General features: G+C 66.1%; 21 protein-coding genes. 12 read left to right on the top strand and 9 right to left on the bottom strand.

Features of this window, described 5'->3' with window-relative positions; all coding sequences use genetic code 11:
• Nucleotides 1-108: 108 nt before the first annotated feature.
• Together SACGLDRAFT_RS20070 and SACGLDRAFT_RS20065 are read right to left on the bottom strand one after the other, a co-directional pair.
• Nucleotides 109-969, bottom strand: a complete 861-nt coding sequence (locus SACGLDRAFT_RS20070; RefSeq protein WP_005466831.1) for an ABC transporter permease — start codon at nucleotides 967-969, stop codon at nucleotides 109-111.
• Nucleotides 966-1,907, bottom strand: a complete 942-nt coding sequence (locus tag SACGLDRAFT_RS20065) for a daunorubicin resistance protein DrrA family ABC transporter ATP-binding protein (RefSeq protein WP_005466830.1) — start codon at nucleotides 1,905-1,907, stop codon at nucleotides 966-968. The genes SACGLDRAFT_RS20070 and SACGLDRAFT_RS20065 overlap by 4 nt, the downstream gene beginning before the upstream one ends.
• Before the next feature lie 62 nt (nucleotides 1,908-1,969).
• Between SACGLDRAFT_RS20065 and SACGLDRAFT_RS20060 the strand changes: the two genes are divergently transcribed.
• Nucleotides 1,970-2,683 (top strand): TetR/AcrR family transcriptional regulator C-terminal domain-containing protein, encoded by a 714-nt coding sequence (locus SACGLDRAFT_RS20060; protein WP_005466829.1) that lies wholly within the window; start codon nucleotides 1,970-1,972, stop codon nucleotides 2,681-2,683.
• A gap of 5 nt (nucleotides 2,684-2,688) precedes the next feature.
• Here the strand turns inward: SACGLDRAFT_RS20060 and SACGLDRAFT_RS20055 are convergent, their stop codons facing one another.
• Nucleotides 2,689-3,168: a MarR family winged helix-turn-helix transcriptional regulator gene (locus tag SACGLDRAFT_RS20055; RefSeq protein WP_005466828.1), complete on the bottom strand. Its 480-nt coding sequence runs from the start codon at nucleotides 3,166-3,168 to the stop codon at nucleotides 2,689-2,691.
• Between the two features lie 131 nt (nucleotides 3,169-3,299).
• Here SACGLDRAFT_RS20055 and SACGLDRAFT_RS20050 point away from each other — a divergent pair, with 131 nt between their 5' ends.
• Entirely contained in the window at nucleotides 3,300-5,363 is a 2,064-nt protein-coding gene (locus SACGLDRAFT_RS20050) for an MMPL family transporter (protein WP_005466827.1), read from the top strand.
• Between the two features lie 77 nt (nucleotides 5,364-5,440).
• Nucleotides 5,441-5,695: a hypothetical protein gene (locus tag SACGLDRAFT_RS20045; RefSeq protein ID WP_005466826.1), complete on the top strand. Its 255-nt coding sequence runs from the start codon at nucleotides 5,441-5,443 to the stop codon at nucleotides 5,693-5,695.
• 191 nt (nucleotides 5,696-5,886) lie between these two features.
• Here the strand turns inward: SACGLDRAFT_RS20045 and SACGLDRAFT_RS20040 are convergent, their stop codons facing one another.
• Genes SACGLDRAFT_RS20040 through SACGLDRAFT_RS20030 form a run of 3 tightly spaced genes read right to left on the bottom strand, consistent with a single transcriptional unit; the run spans nucleotide 5,887 to nucleotide 6,669 of the window.
• A complete protein-coding gene (locus SACGLDRAFT_RS20040) occupies nucleotides 5,887-6,078 on the bottom strand; it encodes a hypothetical protein (protein WP_040919354.1) in 192 nt (63 codons plus the stop codon).
• On the bottom strand, nucleotides 6,071-6,427 hold the full coding sequence (locus SACGLDRAFT_RS20035) for a hypothetical protein (protein ID WP_005466825.1): 357 nt from the start codon (nucleotides 6,425-6,427) through the stop codon (nucleotides 6,071-6,073). The genes SACGLDRAFT_RS20040 and SACGLDRAFT_RS20035 overlap by 8 nt, the downstream gene beginning before the upstream one ends.
• Nucleotides 6,424-6,669 (bottom strand): zinc finger protein, encoded by a 246-nt coding sequence (locus tag SACGLDRAFT_RS20030; protein WP_005466824.1) that lies wholly within the window; start codon nucleotides 6,667-6,669, stop codon nucleotides 6,424-6,426. The genes SACGLDRAFT_RS20035 and SACGLDRAFT_RS20030 overlap by 4 nt, the downstream gene beginning before the upstream one ends.
• Before the next feature lie 133 nt (nucleotides 6,670-6,802).
• Between SACGLDRAFT_RS20030 and SACGLDRAFT_RS20025 the strand changes: the two genes are divergently transcribed.
• Nucleotides 6,803-7,648, top strand: a complete 846-nt coding sequence (locus SACGLDRAFT_RS20025; protein ID WP_005466823.1) for a helix-turn-helix domain-containing protein — start codon at nucleotides 6,803-6,805, stop codon at nucleotides 7,646-7,648.
• The gene (locus tag SACGLDRAFT_RS20020; protein WP_005466822.1) at nucleotides 7,645-7,845 is read left to right on the top strand and encodes a DUF397 domain-containing protein; all 201 of its coding nucleotides are present in this window, start codon (nucleotides 7,645-7,647) and stop codon (nucleotides 7,843-7,845) included. Before SACGLDRAFT_RS20025 ends, SACGLDRAFT_RS20020 begins: the two co-directional genes overlap by 4 nt.
• A gap of 82 nt (nucleotides 7,846-7,927) precedes the next feature.
• Here SACGLDRAFT_RS20020 and SACGLDRAFT_RS21615 read toward each other — a convergent pair whose 3' ends face one another.
• Nucleotides 7,928-8,449 (bottom strand): hypothetical protein, encoded by a 522-nt coding sequence (locus SACGLDRAFT_RS21615; RefSeq protein WP_005466821.1) that lies wholly within the window; start codon nucleotides 8,447-8,449, stop codon nucleotides 7,928-7,930.
• Nucleotides 8,450-8,518: 69 nt separating this feature from the next.
• On the bottom strand, nucleotides 8,519-9,127 hold the full coding sequence (locus SACGLDRAFT_RS20010) for a DUF4190 domain-containing protein (protein WP_005466820.1): 609 nt from the start codon (nucleotides 9,125-9,127) through the stop codon (nucleotides 8,519-8,521).
• Nucleotides 9,128-9,323: 196 nt separating this feature from the next.
• Between SACGLDRAFT_RS20010 and SACGLDRAFT_RS20005 the strand changes: the two genes are divergently transcribed.
• From SACGLDRAFT_RS20005 to SACGLDRAFT_RS19995, 4 genes are read left to right on the top strand one after another with little or no spacing between them, the layout of a single operon-like run.
• The gene (locus tag SACGLDRAFT_RS20005; RefSeq protein ID WP_005466818.1) at nucleotides 9,324-11,405 is read left to right on the top strand and encodes a hypothetical protein; all 2,082 of its coding nucleotides are present in this window, start codon (nucleotides 9,324-9,326) and stop codon (nucleotides 11,403-11,405) included.
• A gap of 24 nt (nucleotides 11,406-11,429) precedes the next feature.
• Complete coding sequence (locus SACGLDRAFT_RS20000) at nucleotides 11,430-13,040, top strand: class I SAM-dependent DNA methyltransferase (RefSeq protein WP_005466817.1); 1,611 nt, start codon at nucleotides 11,430-11,432, stop codon at nucleotides 13,038-13,040.
• Nucleotides 13,037-14,206 (top strand): restriction endonuclease subunit S, encoded by a 1,170-nt coding sequence (locus tag SACGLDRAFT_RS22135; protein ID WP_005466816.1) that lies wholly within the window; start codon nucleotides 13,037-13,039, stop codon nucleotides 14,204-14,206. Before SACGLDRAFT_RS20000 ends, SACGLDRAFT_RS22135 begins: the two co-directional genes overlap by 4 nt.
• Nucleotides 14,203-17,373 carry a type I restriction endonuclease subunit R gene (locus SACGLDRAFT_RS19995; RefSeq protein ID WP_005466815.1) on the top strand — a complete coding sequence of 1,057 codons (3,171 nt, stop codon included), beginning with the start codon at nucleotides 14,203-14,205 and terminating at the stop codon, nucleotides 17,371-17,373. The genes SACGLDRAFT_RS22135 and SACGLDRAFT_RS19995 overlap by 4 nt, the downstream gene beginning before the upstream one ends.
• Before the next feature lie 246 nt (nucleotides 17,374-17,619).
• Here SACGLDRAFT_RS19995 and SACGLDRAFT_RS19990 read toward each other — a convergent pair whose 3' ends face one another.
• Nucleotides 17,620-17,967, bottom strand: coding sequence for a hypothetical protein (locus SACGLDRAFT_RS19990; RefSeq protein ID WP_005466814.1), 348 nt, complete (start codon nucleotides 17,965-17,967; stop codon nucleotides 17,620-17,622).
• 1,280 nt (nucleotides 17,968-19,247) lie between these two features.
• Between SACGLDRAFT_RS19990 and SACGLDRAFT_RS19975 the strand changes: the two genes are divergently transcribed.
• Genes SACGLDRAFT_RS19975 through SACGLDRAFT_RS19965 form a run of 3 tightly spaced genes read left to right on the top strand, consistent with a single transcriptional unit; the run spans nucleotide 19,248 to nucleotide 20,909 of the window.
• Nucleotides 19,248-19,640, top strand: a complete 393-nt coding sequence (locus SACGLDRAFT_RS19975) for a BlaI/MecI/CopY family transcriptional regulator (protein ID WP_040920210.1) — start codon at nucleotides 19,248-19,250, stop codon at nucleotides 19,638-19,640.
• Complete coding sequence (locus SACGLDRAFT_RS19970) at nucleotides 19,637-20,533, top strand: M56 family metallopeptidase (RefSeq protein ID WP_040919351.1); 897 nt, start codon at nucleotides 19,637-19,639, stop codon at nucleotides 20,531-20,533. Before SACGLDRAFT_RS19975 ends, SACGLDRAFT_RS19970 begins: the two co-directional genes overlap by 4 nt.
• A gap of 28 nt (nucleotides 20,534-20,561) precedes the next feature.
• Nucleotides 20,562-20,909 (top strand): hypothetical protein, encoded by a 348-nt coding sequence (locus SACGLDRAFT_RS19965; RefSeq protein ID WP_005466808.1) that lies wholly within the window; start codon nucleotides 20,562-20,564, stop codon nucleotides 20,907-20,909.

The following is a 20,909-nucleotide window of genomic DNA, read 5'->3' as shown; positions in this document are numbered from 1 at the left end:
AGACTACGCACGCGTGTCCGCAAGCTACGCACGCGTGTCCGCAGTTCGGGTACGCGTCCGCCCCGTGACGAGGTGCGGCCACAGCGCGTCGGGCCGTCGGAAACCCGCTCATTCCGTGCGGTTGAACCGCGCGACGGCGGAGCCCAGCAACACGACCGTGCTCGCGACGGCCACCAACACCTGCACCGGCACGGGCACGGCCCAGCCCGCCCAGGTGAGTCCGGCATGGACGTTCTCCGACACGGCGGGATCGAGTGAGGCGAACACCGCCGCCCGCATGGGGCCCACGACGTACGTGAACGGGTTGAGGACCGTGGCCACGTGCAGCCAGCCGGGCAGGTCGCCCACCGGGAACAGCGCTCCGGAGAGGAACATCATGGGCGTGATCACCATGCTGCTCGTGGGCATCGCCGACTGGGCGCGCTTTATCCGCACGGTGAGCAGCATGATCAACGCCGTGACCAGCAGCGCACCGACGAACAGCAACGCGAGCAGGGCCACGAACAGCAGCGGGTCGTAGGGCACGCCGGCGAGTCCGGCCAGCAGCAGCAGGACGGCCGACTGCGCCATCGCGGTGGTGGCCGCTCCCAGCGCCTTGCCGAGGATGATGGCGGACTTCGAGATCGGGGCCACCAGCATCTCGCGGAGGAAGCCCGTCTCCCTGTCCCACACCACGGAGACGCCACCGAACGCGGCCGTGAACACCACGCCCATGGCCAACACGCCGGGGAAGAGGAAAGTCTTGAAGTCGAGCGGCCCACCCGGTTCGACGATCCCGGCGAGACCGGTGCCCATGACGAACAGGTACATCAGCGGTTGCAACAGCGTCATGACGGCGCGCCGCTTGTCGTGGGCGAGCCATGCCACCTCTCTGCGCCACACCGCGACCACGGCCCGCAGCTCGTGTGTGAGGCCGCCCGGCGACATGGTCGGCAGGGATGTCGGGGTAGTCGTCAGTGCCTGGTTCATCGGGCGGTTCCTTCCGGGGTGGTGATGGTGCGCCCGGTGTAGGCCATGAACACGTCGTCCAGGCTCGGCCGGGTCACGGTGACGGTGTCGATGGCGATGTCGAGGCGTTCGAACAGCCGGGGCACGAAGGCGCCTCCGTCGGCGATTGCGAACGTCACGGAGCCGTCGTGGACGGTGGCGTCGATGCCGAAGGAGTCGCGGAGCTGTTTGACGGCGGCGGTGTCGTTCTCGGTGCGCAGCCGGACGCGGTCGGCTCCGACGGTGCTCTTGAGAGCGTCCGGTGCGTCCAGTGCGACGATGCGGCCCTCGTTCATGATGGCGATGCGGTCGCAGTGCTCGGCTTCGTCGAGATAGTGGGTGGTGACGAAGACCGTGACGTTCCAGGCGTCGCGCAACGTCGCGATGTACTCCCACACCGACGCCCTGGTGTGGGGGTCGAGTCCGACGGTGGGTTCGTCGAGGAAGAGCACCTCCGGCGTGTGCAGCAGTCCCCGGCCGATCTCCAGCTTCCGTTTCATCCCGCCGGAGAAGCTCAGTACCGGATCGTGGCGGCGCTTCGTCAGACCGACGAAGTCGAGTACCTCGTCGATGCGGCGACGCAGAACTTTTCTCGGCAGACCGTGGAGTTCGCCGTGGAAACGCAGGTTCTGCTCCGCCGGGAGAAAGATGTCCAGTGTGGACTCCTGGAACACAGCTCCGATGCGTCTGCGCACGTGGTGCCGTTCGGTACGCACGTCGTGTCCGGCTACCACCGCCGTGCCCGCCGTGGGTTCGGTCAGCGTGCACAGCACCTTGACCGCGCTCGACTTGCCGGCGCCGTTCGGCCCGAGAAAGCCGAACATCTCGCCGCGGTGCACGTCGAGGTCGATCCCGGCCACGGCGGTGGTGGAGCCGTAGGACTTCTCCAGTCCGGTGACGTGGATCGCCGGTGTCGTCATCGCATCCCCTCTCTAACGCTGTTAGAGAAAACGATGCCTCTAACGGTGTTAGAGTGTCAAGCATGGCTGGTGGGGCGCCGGGAAAGCCGGAGAAGGTGGAGAAGTCGGGGAAGGCCGGAAAGGCCGGGAAGGCGCTGTCGAAAGAGCTGATCGTCGAGAAGGCCGTGGACCTGCTGGGCAGGCATGGACTCGCCGCCGTGACCCTGCGCCGCATCGCCACCGAACTCGGCGTGTCCGCACCGACTCTGTACTGGCACATCTCCGACAAGCGGGAGCTGCTCGACAGCATGGCCGAGTACCTGCTCCGGCGTGGCCGTACCGACTCCTTCGACGGCCCCGCGGACGGTCAGCCCTGGTGGGAATGGTTGATGGAACGTACCCGCGCGATGTTCGAGGCGATGATCTCCGTTCGCGACGCGCCGCAGGTCATCGCGGGTAACCGGCCGACACCCGAAAGCCTGGCCGAGATCGACAGGTCGATCGGCGTGCTCGTGGACGCCGGGTTCACGCCCGCCGACGCGCAGCAGGTGTTCTTCGTGCTGGGGGGCTACATCGGCGGTATGGCGCTCGAATGGCAGCAGGAGGCGAACCGCTCACTGGAGGACGTCGACGACAGTGAGCTGTACACGGCCGTCACCGACGCCGAGCGGTACCCGTACCTTGCGGCCGCCATTCGCGTCGGCGCCCACCGTGAGCCTATGGAGACCTTCCAGTTCGGGCTGGACCTGCTGGTGCGCGGCCTGCGCGCCTGGCATGCCGAGCGTGTCGGGGACTGAACGACTCAGGCCTCCCGGTGCGGCTGGAGCCGGGTGTGCTTCGTGGCCTCCACGGTCGCGGCGAGGAACCGGGCGATGATACGCCGCTCGTCTTCGTCGAACTGGGCCCAGGCTTGCGCGTACGCCATGCCGAGCGGGCCGAACAGTTCGAACCCCAGCTTCTGGGCCGAGGGGCGGATGTGCAGGACGACCCGCCTGCGGTCGCGGGAGTCCCGGCGGCGTTCGATGTGTCCGAGTGCCTGCAGCCGGTCGAGTACCGACGTGGTGGCCGAGGCGCTGAGCCGTAGTTCGGTCGCGAGCTCGCCCTGACTGAGCGGACGACCGCGACCGGCCGCGTCCATGATCGCCACCAGTGCCGCCAGGTCGGAGCGGTGCAGGGCGTGCGAGTCGCCGAAGGCGTTGATGAACCGGCTCGATTCGATCATGAGCGCGCGGATGTAACCGACGAGCGTGCCGTCGTCCACCCCGCGTGTGTCGCCGCTCACCGCCGTGTGTCCTTTCCCTCGGTTCGGGGCACTAGAGGTAACCCAGGTCCGGGCCCGAAACGCCGTGCTCGGAGCCCGGCCTTAGTATTCCGTCCGTAGATTTGTTTCGATAATCGAAAGATTGGAACGCTGTGCGCACGGCTCGATGGCTGGTCCCGGCCTTGCTCATCGTCGTCTGGCTCGCCGTCGGTTCGTTCGGCGGGCAGTACGCGGGCAAGCTGAGCAGCATCTCCGAGAACAACAGTTCGTACTTCCTGCCCGAATCGGCCGAGTCGACTCGCGTGACCGAGCTGGAACGCCAGTTCGCCGACACCGAGGCGATCCCGGCCATCGTGGTCGCCGAACGCGGTTCCGGCATCACGGGCGAGGACCAGCGGTACCTGGCCGAGAAGGGCGCGGAGATCGCCGGCTGGGACGGCACGATGCAGGGTCCCCCGCCCATTCCCTCGGAGGACGGTCGGGCGCTGGAGCTCATCGTGCCCATCACCGCCAAACCGGGCGACGTGGTCGAACCGATGCGCGAGCTCTTCGCAAGTCCGCCGGACGGTCTCTCGGTGTACGTCACCGGCCCCGCGGGGCAGGTCGCGGACATCGCCGAGGCGTTCGGCGGCATCGACGGCTTGTTGCTGCTGGTGGCCGCCGCGGTGGTCGCGCTGATCCTGGTGGTCGTCTACCGGAGCCCGCTGCTGCCGCTGGTGGTGCTGATCTCGTCGGTCTTCGCGCTCTCGCTGGCGAGCGTGCTCGTCTACGTGCTCGCCGACGCCGACGTCATCAGCCTCAACAGCCAGAGCCAGGGCATCCTGTTCATCCTGGTCTTCGGCGCGGCGACCGACTACGCGTTGCTGCTCGTCGCGCGCTACCGCGAGGAACTGCGCACGACGGGCGACAAGGTGGCGGCGATGCGCACGGCGTGGCGCGCGACGATCGAACCCGTCGTGGCGTCGGCGGGCACCGTCATCCTGGGCCTGCTCTGCCTGCTGTTCAGCGACCTGGAGTCGAACAAGGGACTCGGTCCCGTGGCGACCATCGGCATCGTGTCGTCGGTGCTGGCGTCCATGACCTTCCTGCCCGCCGTGCTGGCACTCATCGGTCGGGCGGCGTACTGGCCGTTCCGGCCGATGGAGGGTTCGGCGCCGCCGGAGTCCGGTGCCCTCTGGGGCCGCATCGCCAAGCGGGTCGACAAGCGTCCGCGCGCGGTGTGGCTGGTGACGTCGCTGGTGTTGCTCGTCGGTGCGGCGTTCGTCCCGCAGCTGAAGGCGAGTGGCACGGCGGAGTCCGACATCTTCCTGAACGAGGTCGAGTCGGTGGCGGGGCAGGAAGTGCTGTCGCGGCACTTCCCCGGCGGTTCCGGCTCGCCCGCCGTGGTGATCGCCGACGCCTCGCGGGCCGACGAGGTGCTCGCCGCCACCGAGGGCGTGCGGGGAGTGGCGGAGGCGGAGATCACCGGCACCGCCGACGGGCTCGTCCGCATCAGCGCCACGCTGTCCGACGCCGCCGACTCCGACGAGGCCATCGCCACGGTCGAGCGGCTGCGTGAGTCCGTGCACGCCGTCGACGGCGCGGACGCCTTGGTGGGTGGGTCGACGGCCGAGCAACTGGACACGCGGACGACCTCCGAGCGCGACCGCACGGTGATCATTCCGATCGTGCTGGTGGTGGTGTTTGCGGTGCTCGCGCTGCTGCTGCGGGCGTTGGTGGCGCCGCTGCTGCTCATCGCCACGGTGGTGCTGTCGTTCGCCGCGACCATGGGCGTGTCGGCGCTGGTGTTCAACCACGTGTTCGACTTCCCCGGCGCCGACCCGGCGGTGCCGCTGTTCGGGTTCGTGTTCCTGGTGGCGCTCGGCATCGACTACAACATCTTCCTCATGACCCGCGTGCGGGAGGAGACGTTGTCGGTTGGCACCCACGAGGGCACCCTGCGCGGCCTCACGGTGACGGGCGGGGTCATCACGTCGGCGGGCGTGGTGCTCGCGGCGACGTTCTCCGCGCTCGCGGTGCTGCCCATCCTCTTCCTGGCGCAGCTCGCGTTCATCGTGGCGTTCGGTGTCCTGCTCGACACCCTCATCGTGCGTTCGCTGCTGGTGCCGGCGTTGACCATCGACATCGGCAGGAAGGTCTGGTGGCCGTCGAAGCTGGCGAAGGCCGAGCCGACACCGCCGGAGGGTGAGAAGGAGGACTCCCGCTCGGGTGAGTGAGCGGTTTCCGGGGGACGGGCAGGGGAATGCCTACGGGTGCCTGTCCGTCCCCTGGAAAGCCCACGGAGGTGACCGCCATGGCCCAGTGCGAGGTGTGCGGCAACGACTACGACATGACGTTCGAGATCCGCACCGTGGGAGGTGGGGTGCACACGTTCGACTCGTTCGAGTGCGCCATCCACCGGCTCGCGCCGATCTGCGAGCACTGCGGCTGCCGGGTCGTCGGGCACGGCGTGGAGGTCGAGGGCCGATTCTTCTGCTGCGCCCACTGCGCCCGCGAGACGACCGACCAAGGCTCGAAGGCCCGAGACGCGGTCACGGCGTCGAGCTGACCCGCCCCGGCCCCGGCCCCGGCGAGGCAGCCGGGCGTGTCCTCGGGCTGCGCACGCGTGTCCGCGCTTCCCGCACTCGTGTCCGCAGCCTGTGCACTCGTGTCCTCGGTCCACGAACATGTGTCCACACCGATCGCACGCAAGTCCGCACTTCCGGCTGCTGTGTCGGCACAGCGGCGTCGGCCGGGTTGTCACGCCAGCCGCCGAAGTCCTTCGACGACGCGCTGCAACACGTCGAGCGTCGGTGAACCGGTGTGCCGCAGCGCGTGACGAACGTCGGCCGCCGTCAGGGCAGGCCGGGCAGGACGAACGTCGTCGAGCCGCCGGAACGTGACGGTGGGCCGGTCGTCGGTGAGAGGGCCGAGCGCAGGGCCGTCACACATCGCCGCACGCCGCGCTTCGCACCGGGTCGGGGAAGGCGCGCATGTGTTCGGCGAGCCACTTCACCTCCACGCCGAGCCGCCGGATCTGGCGCACGTCGTGTGGGGCGGCGTCGGCGAGATGGGCGAGCGCGCCGATGATCTCGTAGACACGGCACCACAGTGGTCGGGCGGGGCTGTCCTCCATCGACGTCGTCCAGTGAGCGGGGCGACTGGTTTCCAGGACACCGACGGCGAGATCGTGAAGATCCTCGTGGCGTCCGCCTGATGCGCTGCACAGGTCGGCGAGAGCGTCGTGGAGCAGCTGCCACTGTTGCCGGGTGAGGACGGCGTAGGGCTCAGGGCTGATCACTTCGCCCCCTCCAGTGCCGGTACCGGCGGGATCTCGTCGGCGGGAAACCCCAGTCGCACGCGTACTTCGCGATCGCAGGCGAGGCAGGTCCGATCGAGCCACAGCCCCGTGATGTCGTCGACGGTAGGGGTGACGACCTCCCCGCATAGAGCGACCAACGCACGCCCGGGCGCGGCGATGTCGCGCTCGGTGTCGTAGACGTGTCGTCGTCCGCCCGCCTGTTGCCAGAGATAGCGCTGCATTGAGCCCTCCGATCTCTTCGGTACTGCTGGTACCAGTGTTGCGGTACCACGGTGTCAGTGGGTGACGCGCGGGGGTCAATGCACCGATCGAGGGACAATCACCCGCCGTGGTCGAGTGCGTATCCTCTGGTGCATGCCCGGTACCACACCGAAGGCGCGAGCGTTGGGCGCCGAACTACGCAAGGCTCGCGAAGCCGCTGGGCTCGGCGTACGGCAGGTGGCCGCGATGCTGGAGACCTCGCACGCCACCGTCTCGCGCTGGGAGACCGGCCACCGCTCCCCGAAGCCGGAGGACGTCTCCGCGTACCTCGCCAAGGTCGGGGCGTCTGCCGAGGTCAGGCAACAACTTGTGGAACTGGCACGCGGCGCGGACGGTCCCCATTGGTTGTCCGTCGGTATGCCCGAACAGAAGCCGCAGCTCGCGGGTCTGCTCGAAGTCGAACGCACTGCCGCGTACATCGCGACGGTCTCGACGCTGCTGATACCGGGGTTGTTGCAGATCGGCGACTATGCGAGAGCGATCATGCGGCAAGCTGACGTCCCCGCGAGTGAGATCGACACACGCGTCGCTGTACGGATTGGGCGACAGGAGATCGTCACGCGTCGAAACCCAGTGCGTTTGGACGCGTTCATCGGAGAATCCGCGCTACACGCCGACATCGGTGGGCCCGCAGTGATGGTCGATCAGTTGCATGCCTTGCTTGCACATGCCGAGCGGCCCAATGTCGACTTGCGCGTGATCCCGATGCAGTCGGATTGGCATCCAGGGCTGGATGGTCCTTTCCTGTTGGTGGAATCGCTCGACGGCGCGGGTGTGGTGCACCTGGAAAATCGTATCTCCGGGCTGTTCCTGCATGAACCAGCCGACATCGAGGTGTATTGGTCGGCTGTCGAGAAGGTTCGCAAGGTGGCGATGAGTGCGGAGGATTCCGCGAAGCTCATTGCCGAGGTGATCGACACCAAGGAGTCGACAATATGAAGATGACCGCTAGCGGTGGTCCTTGGCGTAAGTCGAGTTTCAGCGCACAGACCGACAACTGCGTCGAGTTCCGTCGCATCGAGGGCGGTGTGGAGGTGCGCAATTCCAAGCGCCCCGACGAAGCGTCGGTCACGTACACCGACAGCGAGTGGCGCGCTTTCATCGCAGGCGTGAAGGCGGGCGAGTTCGACGTCTGACGAACCTTCTGACGCTTCCTCAGCGGTCACGTTCCTCGCGACCGCTGAGGAAGCGAGGCCACCCAAGCCTGCCACGCCTGGCTCAGAAGACGTCCGTGACTTCGATCTTTAGTTCGGTCGAGGAAGAAGGAATCGAGATGAACTCTTCCTCCCGGTACGTGATCGTATCGCCGTCCAAAGTGAACGAATTGATCTGAGGTCCGCTGTCGCCCCCCAAAACCTCGTACGTCACCGTGGCGGAGACGTCGTCGAGCGGCTCACTGCCCAGGTAAACGGGCTCGATGGAATACGAGACGTTGCAGCCGGCGGATCCGAAGCACTGCTTGCTGAGAATCCGCAGCTCGATTGCGAAGTCCCCGGGTGAAGGGAGTGGAGGGGGCTCCTCTTCTACTACGAACGTGGTAGGGCTCTCGCTGTTCTCGAACAGGGCCTCTTGGGCGGGTTCGGTCTCCTTCTCGTCACTGCTCCCGCTCATGACAACCATGGTGGTGGTGGCGCCTGCTGCGAAAGCGGCGACGACGGCCACGATCCAAGGCCATCTCTTCGGGGACTTCGGGGATGGCGTGATTACCTGGCTGGTGGTCGGGTCGAACGCTGCGGACATGTCGGGTTTCTCCCGGTCTGGGCAAGGGGTTTGTGCGAATGTCGGAACGTGAGGGTTGTGCCGGGCGGTTCACTTTCTGACGTTGGCGTTGCACCACACGCCCAAGGGGTTCGACTGCTGCGCGACCGTTTCCCCGTCGACGGTGATCGAGCAGGTGATGGTGCTGGTGAGATCGCTGTTGCCGACCGGGGTGGCGGACAGCATCAGGTGGTGGGAGCCGCCCCCGAAACTGAACTCCTGCCGCCACTCCTGAGTCGGGTCCGCCACGAGAGTGCGCTGATCGGCGAGGTCGCCGTACTGAACGTTCACCGCCTGATCCGTGCTGAGCTCGAAGACGACGGTGTGCTGCCCTGCGGCCGGTGATTGACCGGACGCCACAGGCTTCAGCTCGTTCCGCTGTGCCTCGTCGACAGCCTTGCTGACCGCGCCGACCCAGGTGATGCAGACGAGCAACCCGATCGCGGAGAGGACGGTCCCCGCGATCGCGAGTCCCTTGCTCGCCGCCGTCTTTCGCGCCCTCGCAATGCCGACCAGCGAGAGCACGAGACCGATGATCACCAGGGGCCAGGCGACCACTCCGATCAGTGGGATGAACGAGAACACCAGTCCTACGAGGCCCAGGACGAACCCAGCGGTCCCGAGGCTGTTTCGCGGCGCGGTGGTGATGTTGTGGCTCATGGTGTGTGCTTCTCCCGCGTGCTGTTCGTTGAGGCGTCGGCATGACTCCAGCGGACGCGGTGACGCTATCGGCGGCGAAGGAGAATCGGAGATAGCTGAAGTTGATAAAGGGGGTTATCAAGAATCGAGTAACGCCGTGTCGGGCAGTGTCGATACTCTGATCACGGCCCGACGACGCGAGGGAGGTGCGGCGCCGTTGCTCGACAGTCCAGCCGTCCCGACACGGGACTCGTTGCTGATGTCGATGGCTGACATCGCGCAGCTCGCGGGTGTCCGCCGCCCGGTGGTCACCACATGGCGACGGCGGTACACGGACTTCCCTGCTCCTGCCGTCGACGGAAGCGCGAAGCCGCTGTTCCGGGCCCGTGAAGTATGTGACTGGCTGGTCGAGACCGGGCGCATGGAACGGGATGTCGCTGAGCTCGACCTGTGCCTCCACACCCTCAGTGCGTGGGGCGAGGACTTGGCACCGCGCGATGTGATCGCTGCCGCGACGTCGTTGGTCTGCCTCGTCGCCTTGGACGGTGAGCCACTCACGGGCGCGACACCATGCCAGTTGCGCGATCGTGCCGAAGAAGTCGATCCCGACGATGTTTTTCTGCTCACCGAGGTCTGGTCCTTGCCGGAGCGGCCGGGGCATCTGCTTGCTCTCGTCGACGAGCTGATCGAGGCCGCCTGGGGTGCGTCCGACGCGTTCGAACGCCTCCTCGCCGCTCGCGGCCGGTTCGGTGCCAGAGACCTTGCCGCACGTCGGCCCGACCCTGAGCTGGGCCTGTTGCTGGCCAAGCTCTCCGGAGTGGCGGAACGTGCCGGACACAGTGCCTCGTTGACCATCGCCGACCCTGCTGCGGGGCCGGGTGATCTCCTGGTTCCCCTGCTGGGGCTGCTTCCGGAGAGCTGTGCCCCCATCGTGCTGGCCGCCGACTCCGATGCTTACCTGGCTCGCCTGCTACGACGCAGATTGATCGTGCATGGGGTGCCGCTCGACGACCAGGACGTGAATACCGGACCTGACCTAGCCGACGGGACCGGAGACAGTGCCGAGGGGCCGGACGCGCTCGTGACCCAGATCCCGTACCGGCCTGCGGAGAACCGCTCGGCCATGGAGGTGTTGCACCGGATTGACGACATCGCCGTGCGCCTCGCGGACTCCAGCACTGCGGTGGTGTGGGGGCCTGCCGATGTGCTGACCGGGACGCTGCCACGGTATTCGCCGGAGGAACGAACCCGGGCGAAGCTGCTGGCCAGTGGCCTGGTGGAGGCGGTCATCCGATTGCCAGGCGGCATGCTGCCGTTCCGCCCAGGCTACGAGACGGCACTGTGGGTGATCAGTCCTGTGCGGCGCACGCCGCTGCGCGGCCGAATGCTGGTGGCCGATGTGTCGGATGCTCCACTAACTCCTGCGGTCGTAGATGCTCTCGTCACCGATGTCGTGACGTGGCGCCGAGCGGGTCACCAGCCGACGGAGCACACCCGGACCCATTGCGTGGATGTCGAGGTCGCCGGCTTGGTCGAGGCCGGCGGACCGCTGTTCGCGCCACGGCTGCCGACCGTGCGGGAACGCCGTACCGAGGTGCCGCGGACGGTTGCCCGCGTAGCGGAGTTGGAAGCCACGTTGGCACGGCTGGCCGATGCCCGCCGGACCCGACGGCCACGGGTGCGCACCGGGATAACGCAGGCTCAGCCCAGGGCGCCCGAGCTGGTGAGCGTCGGCTCCTTGATCAAGGCCGGGACGGTGAACCTGATTCAGGGCACCCGCATCGACCCCCGCCATGTCAGCGCGCAGGGAACGCATCGAGTGCTCGGGCCAAGTGACCTCGGCTGCTCGAAGGCGGAGTACGAGCGATTGATCGACCGCGCTGTGCTCGCGGAGCACTACCCCCGGGCCGCCCTGACCGAGCCCGGCGATGTCCTGGTCACTCTCGCCCCAGCGCCCACAGTCATGGTCGACGACGACGGTTTCTCCGTGGTGGAGTTCCCGGTGCGGGCTTTGCGCATTTCGGCGAAGGGGCGCGCGCGGCTGACTCCCCGGTTGCTGGCGGCCTTGTTGACGGCAGCGGCCGCTCACCGGTCGGACGGCGCGGTACGCGCACCCCGGCGGTTGGAGGAGTGGCGGATCCCCGTCCTCGACGTGCAGACCGTGCGGGAGACTGACCGGATGCTCGCCACCCTGGCCGAGCGGCGTGCGATCGCGCAGCAGGAGCTCGCCGCCGTGGACGCGCTCACCGAGATCGCCGTGACCGGGTTGACCAACGGAACCCTGACCATTCAACCCTGATCCCACTACGACACAGGAGGACGGATGCCCCCACGGAAGCGCAAAGCGGAGCAGGCCGCATTGCCCGGAATGCCGACGATGAAGGACTTGAAGGACACGCTCTGGAAGGCGGCCGACAAGCTGCGTGGCTCGATGGACGCCGCGCAGTACAAGGATTTCGTGCTGGGCCTGGTGTTCCTCAAGTACGTCTCGGACGCGTTCGTCGAGCGGCGCGAGCAGATCCGCGCCGAGCTGACTGAGCAGGGCGTCCCGACTGATCGGCTGGACGACTTCCTGGAGGACATCGACGAATACACCGGTCACGGCGTGTTCTGGGTGCCGGAGGAGGCGCGCTGGGACGAGTTGGCGGCACAAGCCAAGCAGGGCAACCCAGGCAGACTGATCGACGATGCGATGGACGCGATCATGAAGTCCAACAAGTCGTTGACCGGGGTGTTGCCGAAGATCTTCAACCGGGACAACGTGGACCAGCGGCGGCTGGCCGAGCTGGTGGATCTGATCGGTGACGCGCGTTTCACCGGGCACGAGAAACGCCCGGCACGGGACGTGCTCGGTGAGGTGTACGAGTACTTCTTGGAGAAGTTCGCCCGCGCCGAGGGCAAGCGCGGCGGCGAATTCTACACCCCCGCGAGCGTGGTGAAGCTGCTGGTGCGGGTGCTGGAGCCGTATTCGGGCCGGGTGTACGACCCGTGCTGTGGCTCGGGCGGCATGTTCGTGCAGGCCGAGAAGTTCGTGCTGGCCCACCAGGGACGGCGGGACGACATCGCCGTCTACGGCCAGGAGGCCAACGAGCGCACCTGGCGGATGGCGAAGATGAACCTGGCCATCCACGGGCTGCACGGTGATTTGTCCAGCCGTTGGGCGGACACCTTCTACGAGGACAAGCACCCCGACTTGAAGGCCGACTACGTGCTGGCCAACCCGCCGTTCAACATGTCGGACTGGGCGCGCAACGAGGAGGACCCCCGGTGGCGGTATGGCGTGCCGCCGGCGCGGAACGCGAACTTCGCGTGGTTGCAGCACATCGTGTCCAAGCTCGGCGAGAAGGGCACCGCCGGGGTGGTGATGGCGAACGGCTCGATGTCGTCCAAACAGTCCGGCGAGGGTGAGATCCGCGCGGCGCTGGTGGAGGCCGACCTGGTGGCCTGCATGGTCGCGCTGCCGCCGCAACTGTTCCGCACCACGCAGATCCCGGCCTGCGTGTGGTTCTTCGCCAAGGACAAGACACCTCAGGGCGCGAAGCGGTTGGCCGAGCGGCGCGGCGAGGTGCTGTTCATCGACGCGCGGTCGATGGGCACCATGGTCGACCGCACCGAACGGGTCCTCACCGAGGAGGACCTAGCCAAGATCGCCGACACCTACCACGCCTGGCGCGGCACAGCCTCGGCCCGCAAGGCCGGACTGACGTATGAGGACGTGCCCGGTTTCTGCTACTCCGCGACGCTGGAGGAAATCCGCAAGCACGATCACGTACTCACCCCCGGCCGCTATGTCGGCTCCGCCGTGGTCGAGGACGCCGACGACGAACCCATCGGCGACAAAATCGAACGGCTCAAGAAGGAGCTGTTCGCCCACTTCGAGGAATCAGCACGGCTGGAGAAGGTCGTACGGGAGCAGTTGGGGAGCGTTTCATGACAAGTGAGAAACCGTTCCGCGATTTGGTGACGTTTGCTCGCGGTGGGGGATGGGGATCCGAAAGCCCACAGGAAGGACATGAACTGGTCGCTATCATCCGAGGTACCGACTTCGATGCGGTGCGTTCAGGACAACTAGGTGGTGTGCCACGTCGATGGGAGAAGGGCACAAAGCTTCCTCAGCGTCTGCTCAAAGCCAATGATATCGTGCTTGAAATATCGGGCGGCAGCAGCGCCAAAGGGCAATCAACGGGCCGTTCGATTTTCATCGGTAATTCCATACTGGATGGCTTCGAAATTCCGGTGATACCTGCTAGTTTTTGTCGGATTGTCCGGGTAGACGGTGATATTGTGTTCCCGCGGTACGCCTACTACGGCCTCCAGGACATGTACAAGTCTCGGAGAGCGGCAGAGTACGAGAATCAGTCTACGGGAATAAGCAATTTTCAATTTGAACGATTTCTGGATGCAGAATACTTGCGTCTTCCACCTATGTTCGAGCAACAGGCCATCGCTGCTGTGCTCGGTGCGCTCGACGACAAGATCGCCCTCAACGAGCGGATTGCTGGTACAGTACTTGATCTGGCGAATGCTGCGTATTTAAGCTGCGTTTCAGGTGCTTTTGAGTCGGTATTGGTTGGCGACGTGATGGAGCTGAAATACGGCAAGTCCTTGCCTGCTGCACGTCGAGTAGACGGTGATGTCCCTGTTTTTGGTAGCGGTGGGGTATCGGGGAGACATAACGAGCCGTTGGTTGAGGGACCAGGTGTGATTGTTGGGAGAAAGGGGACAGTGGGCTCAGTCTACTGGTCTGAGCGTTCTTTCTTCCCGATTGACACGACATTCTACGTGAAGATAAAGCGAGCTGATATTCCAATGGAGTTTGCATACTTCGCTTTATCGAACATGGGTCTTGATGTGATGAATTCCGATTCTGCGGTACCGGGCTTGAATCGAAATAACGTGCATGGTCTCCCGTTGAAGTTGCCTGTTGGCGAGTCGGTTCGCCAATTTGGTGATCAGGTTCGATCTATGTTCGAACTTCGAGAATCGGTTTACGCGGAAAACCAAACCCTCGCCCAGCTCCGCGACACTCTCCTGCCCAAGCTGATGTCCGGCGAGCTTCGTGTGCGGGATGCCGAGAAGATGGTGGAGGACGCGACGTGATCCGCGACTATTCCGAGGCCGAGTGGGAGCACTTAGCGCTCGACACGCTCGGTGAGCTCGCCTGGCATACGACCGAAGGCAAACGGATCGCGCCGGGGTCGGGGGAGCGGGAGTCGTGGCAGGACCTCGTGCTGCGGGGCCGCTTGCGCGACGCCATCGCCCGGCTGAACCCGGAGCTGCCCGAAGCGCAGGTCGACGAGGTACTGAACCAGGTCACCACCCCCACCTCGCGCGACGCGCTGGCGGAGAACCATCGCGTCCACGGCTACCTCACCAAGGGCCTGCGCAGCATCGTCTACACCGATGCCTACGGCGCGGAACACAACCCGACCGTCCGACTGCTCGGCGACGACCCGGTCGACAACGACTGGTTGGCCGTCAACCAGGTCACCGTGGTCGAAAGCGAGGCCAAACGGCGCTTCGACGTGGTGCTCTACGTCAACGGCATGCCGCTCGGCCTGATCGAGCTGAAGCGCGCCGGTGACGAACACGCCGACCTCCGCGGCGCACACGCGCAGCTCCGCACCTACGTGCGCGAGCTGCCGATGGCGTTCCGGTTCAACATGGTGTGCGTCGTCTCCGACGGCATCACCGCCCGCTACGGCACCGCCTTCACCGGATTCGAGCACTACGCGCCGTGGAACGTCGACGACCAAGGCAAACCCACCACCGACGACTACGCGCTCAACCTCGTGCTGCACGGGCTGTTCAACCAGCCACGCATGCTCGATTTGCTGCACGGCCACGTCGCCTTCGCGCAGACACCGGGTGGGTTGGTCAAGCGGATCGCCAAGGCCCACCAGTACTTCGCGGTCACCAAGGCCGTCGACAAGACCGTCGAAGCCGTGCGCGGCCACGGCCTGGCCGGCGTCGTCTGGCACACCCAAGGCTCCGGCAAATCCATGGAGATGGAGCTGTATGCCCACCAGCTCCAGCGACACCCCGCGCTCGGCAACCCGACGATCATCGTCATCACCGACCGCACCGACCTCGACGACCAGCTCTACGGCACCTTTCAGGCCAGCGAACTTCTCAACGAAAAACCCCTCCAAGTGGGGAGCCGGGAAGAACTGCGCGCCGAACTGTCCAACCGCAACACCGGCGGCATCATCTTCACCACGCTGCAGAAGTTCGGCAGGACCAAGGACGAACGGGAATCGGGGCGAACACACCCGCTGCTGTCCGATCGGCGCAACATCATCGTGATCGTCGACGAGGCCCACCGTAGCCACTACGACAGCCTCGACGGCTACGCCCGCCACCTGCGCGACGCCCTGCCCCACGCCACGCTCATCGCGTTCACCGGGACTCCCATCTCGGAAGCCGACCGCGACACCCGCAAGGTGTTCGGCCCCTACATCGACATCTACGACCTCACCCGCGCCGTCGAGGACGGTGCCACCGTCCCGGTGTTCTACGAGAGCCGACTGATCCCCGTCAAGCTCCCCGACGACATCGACCCGGAAATCATCGACGAACGCGCCGACGAGGCCACCGCCGGACTCGACGACGCGGAAAAGGCCCGTATCCGGCAGGCCGTCACCGCGATGAACACCGTCTACGGCGCCCCCGACCGAGTACGCAAACTCGCCGCCGACGTGGTCGAACACTGGGAAACCCGGCGGGAGCAGATGCGCAAGTTCCTCGGCGGCGGCCCAGGCAAAGCCATGATCGTCTGCGCCACTCGGGAGATCTGCGCCAACCTCTACGACGAGATCGTCAAGCTGCGCCCCGAGTGGGCCAGCGACGACCTCGACAAGGGCACGCTCAAGGTCGTCTACACCGGCACACCCAAAGACCCCGACCCGATCCGCAAGCACGTCCGGCGGCCGTCGGAGAACAAGGCGATCCAGCAGCGGATGAAAGATCCCGACGACGAGCTGGAGATCACCATCGTCCAGTCGATGTGGCTCACCGGCTTCGACTCGCCCCCGCTGCACACCCTCTACCTCGACCGACCCATGCGGGGCGCGCAGCTCATGCAGACCCTCGCTCGGGTCAACCGCACCTTCCGGGACAAGCAGGACGGTCTGCTCGTCGGATATGCGCCGCTGACCGACAACCTGTACAAGGCGCTGGCCGAATACACCACGCGTGACCGGGAAACCAAGCCGATGGGCCGTGACCTGGAACGGGCGCTGGACGAGGTCAAGAACCTGCACGACGTCATCGGCAACGTGATCCTCGCCGGCTACGACTGGCGCGCCAAACTCGCCGTCAAAGGCGAGAAGAGCTTCCTGCACGCGGTTATGGGGGCCATCGAGTTCCTGCGCAATCCTGCCACCCCCGGTAACCAGGTCGAGGACGGCGAGCCACCGCTGGACGAGCGGTTCCGTAAGGCGTCGGCCAAACTGGCCCGGTTCTACGCGCTGTGCGCCAGCACCGGCGCGATGAACCCGTACCGCGACGACATCGCCTACTTCGAAGCCGTCCGAGTGTGGATGGCCAAGTGGGACGCCGAGGAACGTGCGGCTCGGGGACTGCCCGTGCCCGCCGACGTCGAACTCGTGCTGCGGCAGCTCACCGCCGGAGCCATCGAAGCCGGTGGCGTCACCGACCTGTACGAGGCGGCGGGGATCCCACGGCCCGACCTGTCGCACCTTGACGAGGCGTTCCTGAAGAAGATGCAGGAAGCCCGCAACCCGCACCTGGCGATCGAGGCGCTGCGGCGGCTGATCGACCAGGAGATGCGCAAGGTCACCAAACACAACATCGTCCGCCAGCAGAGTTTCGCCGACCGACTGCTGGAACTGATGCGCAAATACACCAACCAGAACCTGTCGGCGGCCGAGGTCATCGCCGAGATGGTGCGCATGGCCAAGGAGGTCTCCGCCGATGCCCGGCGAGGTCAGCAGTTCGATCCGCCCTTAAGCGAGGACGAGCTCGCCTTCTATGATGCCGTCGCACAGAACGAGTCCGCGGTAACGGAGATGGGCGACGGAAAGCTCGCCGACATCGCGCGGGACCTGGTGAAAGCACTCCGTCGCAACGTCACCGTCGACTGGGTCTCTCGGGACGACGTGCGAGCGAAACTGCGCAGCACGATCAAGCGGTTGCTGGCGATCCACAAGTACCCGCCGGACGCGCAGCCGGCAGCTACCCAGCTCGTACTGAAGCAGATGGAGACCTTCGCCGAGGTGTGGGCGCCGCAGCGGGGTAGTTACTGAGTGTCACACGCTTGGGGTAAGACCGGAGCAGAGGCGACGGGCGGATACAGCGTTGGCGGTCTTTGTCACCTCGCGCTACGTTCGCCCGCTGCCCACGACGAACTTCGGTGTGCTCGAAGTTCGCCGGCGGTGCTTGTTATCCCCTGAGGTCGAGGGTGGTGGTGCCGAGCATGGTGCGGTCACGCCCTCAGTGGCGTTGGATGGGCAGGCTGTTCCCAATCGTGTTCGGCGATTACGGTAAAATCCTCAGCTCATTGTTTCGGCATCGCCGATCAGCGGTACGTACTTCACGCTGATGCCTGCGCCTACCTCGTTCTTCAATTGTTGTGCGAGTTCTCTGCCTTCCTCGATCCACCTCTTTTCTTCCTGGGGATCGGCGAAGCCGAGGTTCTCGTGAGTTCGGCCGTCGTAGGTTGCTTGCATTTGCTCGTCCCACTTGGTGATAGCGGTGACGAGTGTGTCACTGAGCTGGACCAGCTCAAGTGCCTCGTCGGCAGAGTAAGGATCGCTGATCGCGTACTGGTCAGTCTTTATCCACAGCGGCCCTGTCTGCCAGTCGAACATGAGTTTGATGCTGACTACTGTTTCTTCCATGTCTTCACCTTGCTCCTCGGAGAGAGCGGATTAGCTCCTACGATGAATCCGTTCTCGCTCACAGTAATGGCCACGCGTTGGACTCGGGGGCCGTATCGAACTTCGTAGACCGGCCGATCGGTCGCTGTGTAGTCGATTTCTCGTCCTTCTGTCAATGCGTTGAATACCAGGTCGACGACCTTGCTTTCCGGGATCCCACAGCCAACGAAATCTTCTCCATGCTTCTTGATGATGTGCCGGAGGCCACGTCGGTCGTCACCCTCCTCCAGCCAAACGACCCGTTCGTCCGGAAGTCGCGCGATCCTCACCACTCGCTCCGGGCTGATCTTGTGACCTTGGCGCTGGAGCTCGGCGATCAGGGCCTGGTTCGAAGTCTCGACGAGCTTGGCATGTGGCGTGGTGGGCGAGGGCCGGGCCACCGTCGATGATGCGGTGTCCGACCGCCCGACCCCGATGTCGGCCAGGTACCGCCCGAGAACCTCGCCGAGCGTGCTGCACGTCTGCTGAACCTGGGCAAGTTCCTCGCGCGCTCGCGCAGACCATCGCCTGCCTCAGCAAGTTCGGGCGCCGCGCTGCCGGTAGCGATGGTCCCGAGCACGTTCGTGGCCTCGTCGAGGCAGCCGCTCGCTTCCTGCAACGCAGGTGTCGGCCGCAGGGCCAGCACACGATCGACCGCAGAGGCCAGGTCACTGACCGACATTGACTCCCCAGATGCTCGAATGCGCGGAGATCTTCGCATCGAGCCGCTGGGTTGGTCGGCTCTTTGGAAGACCGTCACTCTTCGGGGGGAGGGGTATGGACGGTCTTTCGTCGTGCGTGGAAGTTCCGTCCGTCCCGGCCTGTGCGCTCGCGGGGAGGCTCAACGGAAGCTGACGAAACTACGCAGCGGCGTTCTCAGGTCGTGGGCCTCGGTGAACCCGCGGCCGCTGGCCTGGCTCGGCGTCGGTGAGCAGGACGCGCCGCCGGACACCGGGGTAATGGTCGAGCAGCGTCGTGACGAGCCTGCGACCGAGGTCGTGTCGTTGACAGTCCGGGTGGACGAAGACGTCCTGGACGTAGATGATGCTCGCCCCGTCCGACACCGACCGCGCCAGTCCGCCGAGTCACGCTTCCTGTCGGGCGGTGACGGCGCGGTGCGATCCGGCGAGTGCGCGTACGAGCGAGTCGGAGTCCTCGGCCGCCACGGTGATCATGTGCTGGAACCTCCCCCACCCCGTTCGGTGACCTGCCTCACCATCGTCCCGTCGTGGTTCAATCTTCGGCGGAACGACAGCGAAGGGGTGGACGTGGCTAGGCTCGGAGAACTGGAGCGTGCGGTGATGGAGGTGCTCTGGGCACGCGACGAACCTCTCAGCGTGCGTGCCGTTCACGCCGCGCTCGGTGATCGCGGGCTCGCCTACACCACCGTGATGACGGTCCTGACCCGGTTGGCGAACAAAGGGGTCGTGCGGCGCAGTCGCCAGGGCCGCGCGTGGCTGTACCGGCCGGCGGCCGGGCGGGAGGCCTACGTCGCCGAGCTGATGCTCGAAGCGCTTGAGTTGAGCGGCGACCGCGGTTCCGCGCTGGTGCACTTCGCGAACTCGGTGACCAGCGACGAGGCCGACGCGTTGCGGAAGGCGTTGCTTCGCGGGGAGTCCGCCCCGGAGGCCGAGCGGCAGGGCGAGCAGACGTGAGCCTCATGGGGCATCAGGTCGCGGCGGCGGCCGTCGCCGTGGCGGTGATGGTGTGGTTGTTGCGCAGCCGCTGGACCCATGCCCACCCGCGACCTGCCCTGGTGTTGTGGCAGCTCAGCGGCTTGACGTTCGTGATCTCCACGGTCGGGGTCCTGCTCGGGTTCGGGCTCGCCCCGTTCCGTCAGGGTTTCTTCCCCGCTCTGCTCGACCTGCCGCAGCGGTGGGCGGAGCTCGATGTCTGGCACCTGGTCGCCGTCGCCGCCGGACTGCTGCTGGGGGCCTGGCTGGTGGTGAACCAGATCCTGTGCTTCCACAGCACGGCACGGGCCAGGGCTCGCCATCGCCTGTTGCTGCGGCTCGTCGCGCAACCGGACCCGGACGCCTTCGTGGTCGACCATCCGGTGGCGGTGGCCTACTGCGTGCCGGGCAGGCATCCCCACATCGTGGTCAGCGCCGGTGCGCGGCGGCTGCTCAGCAAGGTGGAGCTGGACGCCGTCCTCGCGCACGAACGCGCCCACGCGCGGGAGCGTCACGACCTCGTGATCGCGCCGTTCCAGGCGTTGCGACGGTTGCTGCCGTCCAGCCGGGTGCTGACGTGCGTGTGTTCCACCATCGAGCTGCTCGTGGAGATGTGCGCCGACGACAGGGCGGCCCGGCAGCACGGCCGGGAGCCGCTGGCGAGCGCGTTGGAGCGGTTCCACGCCAGCGGGTCGGTGGGGACCCCGGCCGGGGCGTTGGCCGTCGCGGGGTCAGCCTCGCACGTCGAGGCGCGTATCCGCAGGTTGCGGCACCCGGAGCGGACGGCGTTCCCGGTGGTGTGGCCGCTGGCGTGTGCGCTGCTGGTGGTGGCGCTCGCGACCTCGGCGAGCATCTTCGCTGTGCCTCTCCAGTAGCTACTACAGCATGTAGTATCTTGCCGCCATGGACATCGTTTACGACATTCTGGTCGTTTTGCACCTGCTCGGCATGGCGCTGATCGTCGCCGGTGTGGTGATGCGCCTGACCGCTGCGCAGTCGCCGAACGGGATGGTCATGCTCTCCGGCGCGGGCGCGCAGGTCATCACAGGTTTCGCCCTCACCGGCATCGCCTCGGCCGGGCTGGTGGACAACGACGTCAACAACACCAAGATCGCGGTCAAGCTCGGTGTCGCGGTGATCGTGCTGGTGCTCGCGCACATCGTCTGGCGCAAGCCGCAGGGCGCGCAGGGGGTGTTCTACGCCCTCGCCGGCTTGACGCTGGTCAACATCGGGGTCGCGGTGTTCTGGTGA

Source organism: Saccharomonospora glauca K62, from assembly GCF_000243395.2.
Classification (GTDB): Bacteria; Actinomycetota; Actinomycetes; order Mycobacteriales; family Pseudonocardiaceae; genus Saccharomonospora; species Saccharomonospora glauca.
This window is presented reverse-complemented; position numbering and strand designations above follow the sequence as displayed.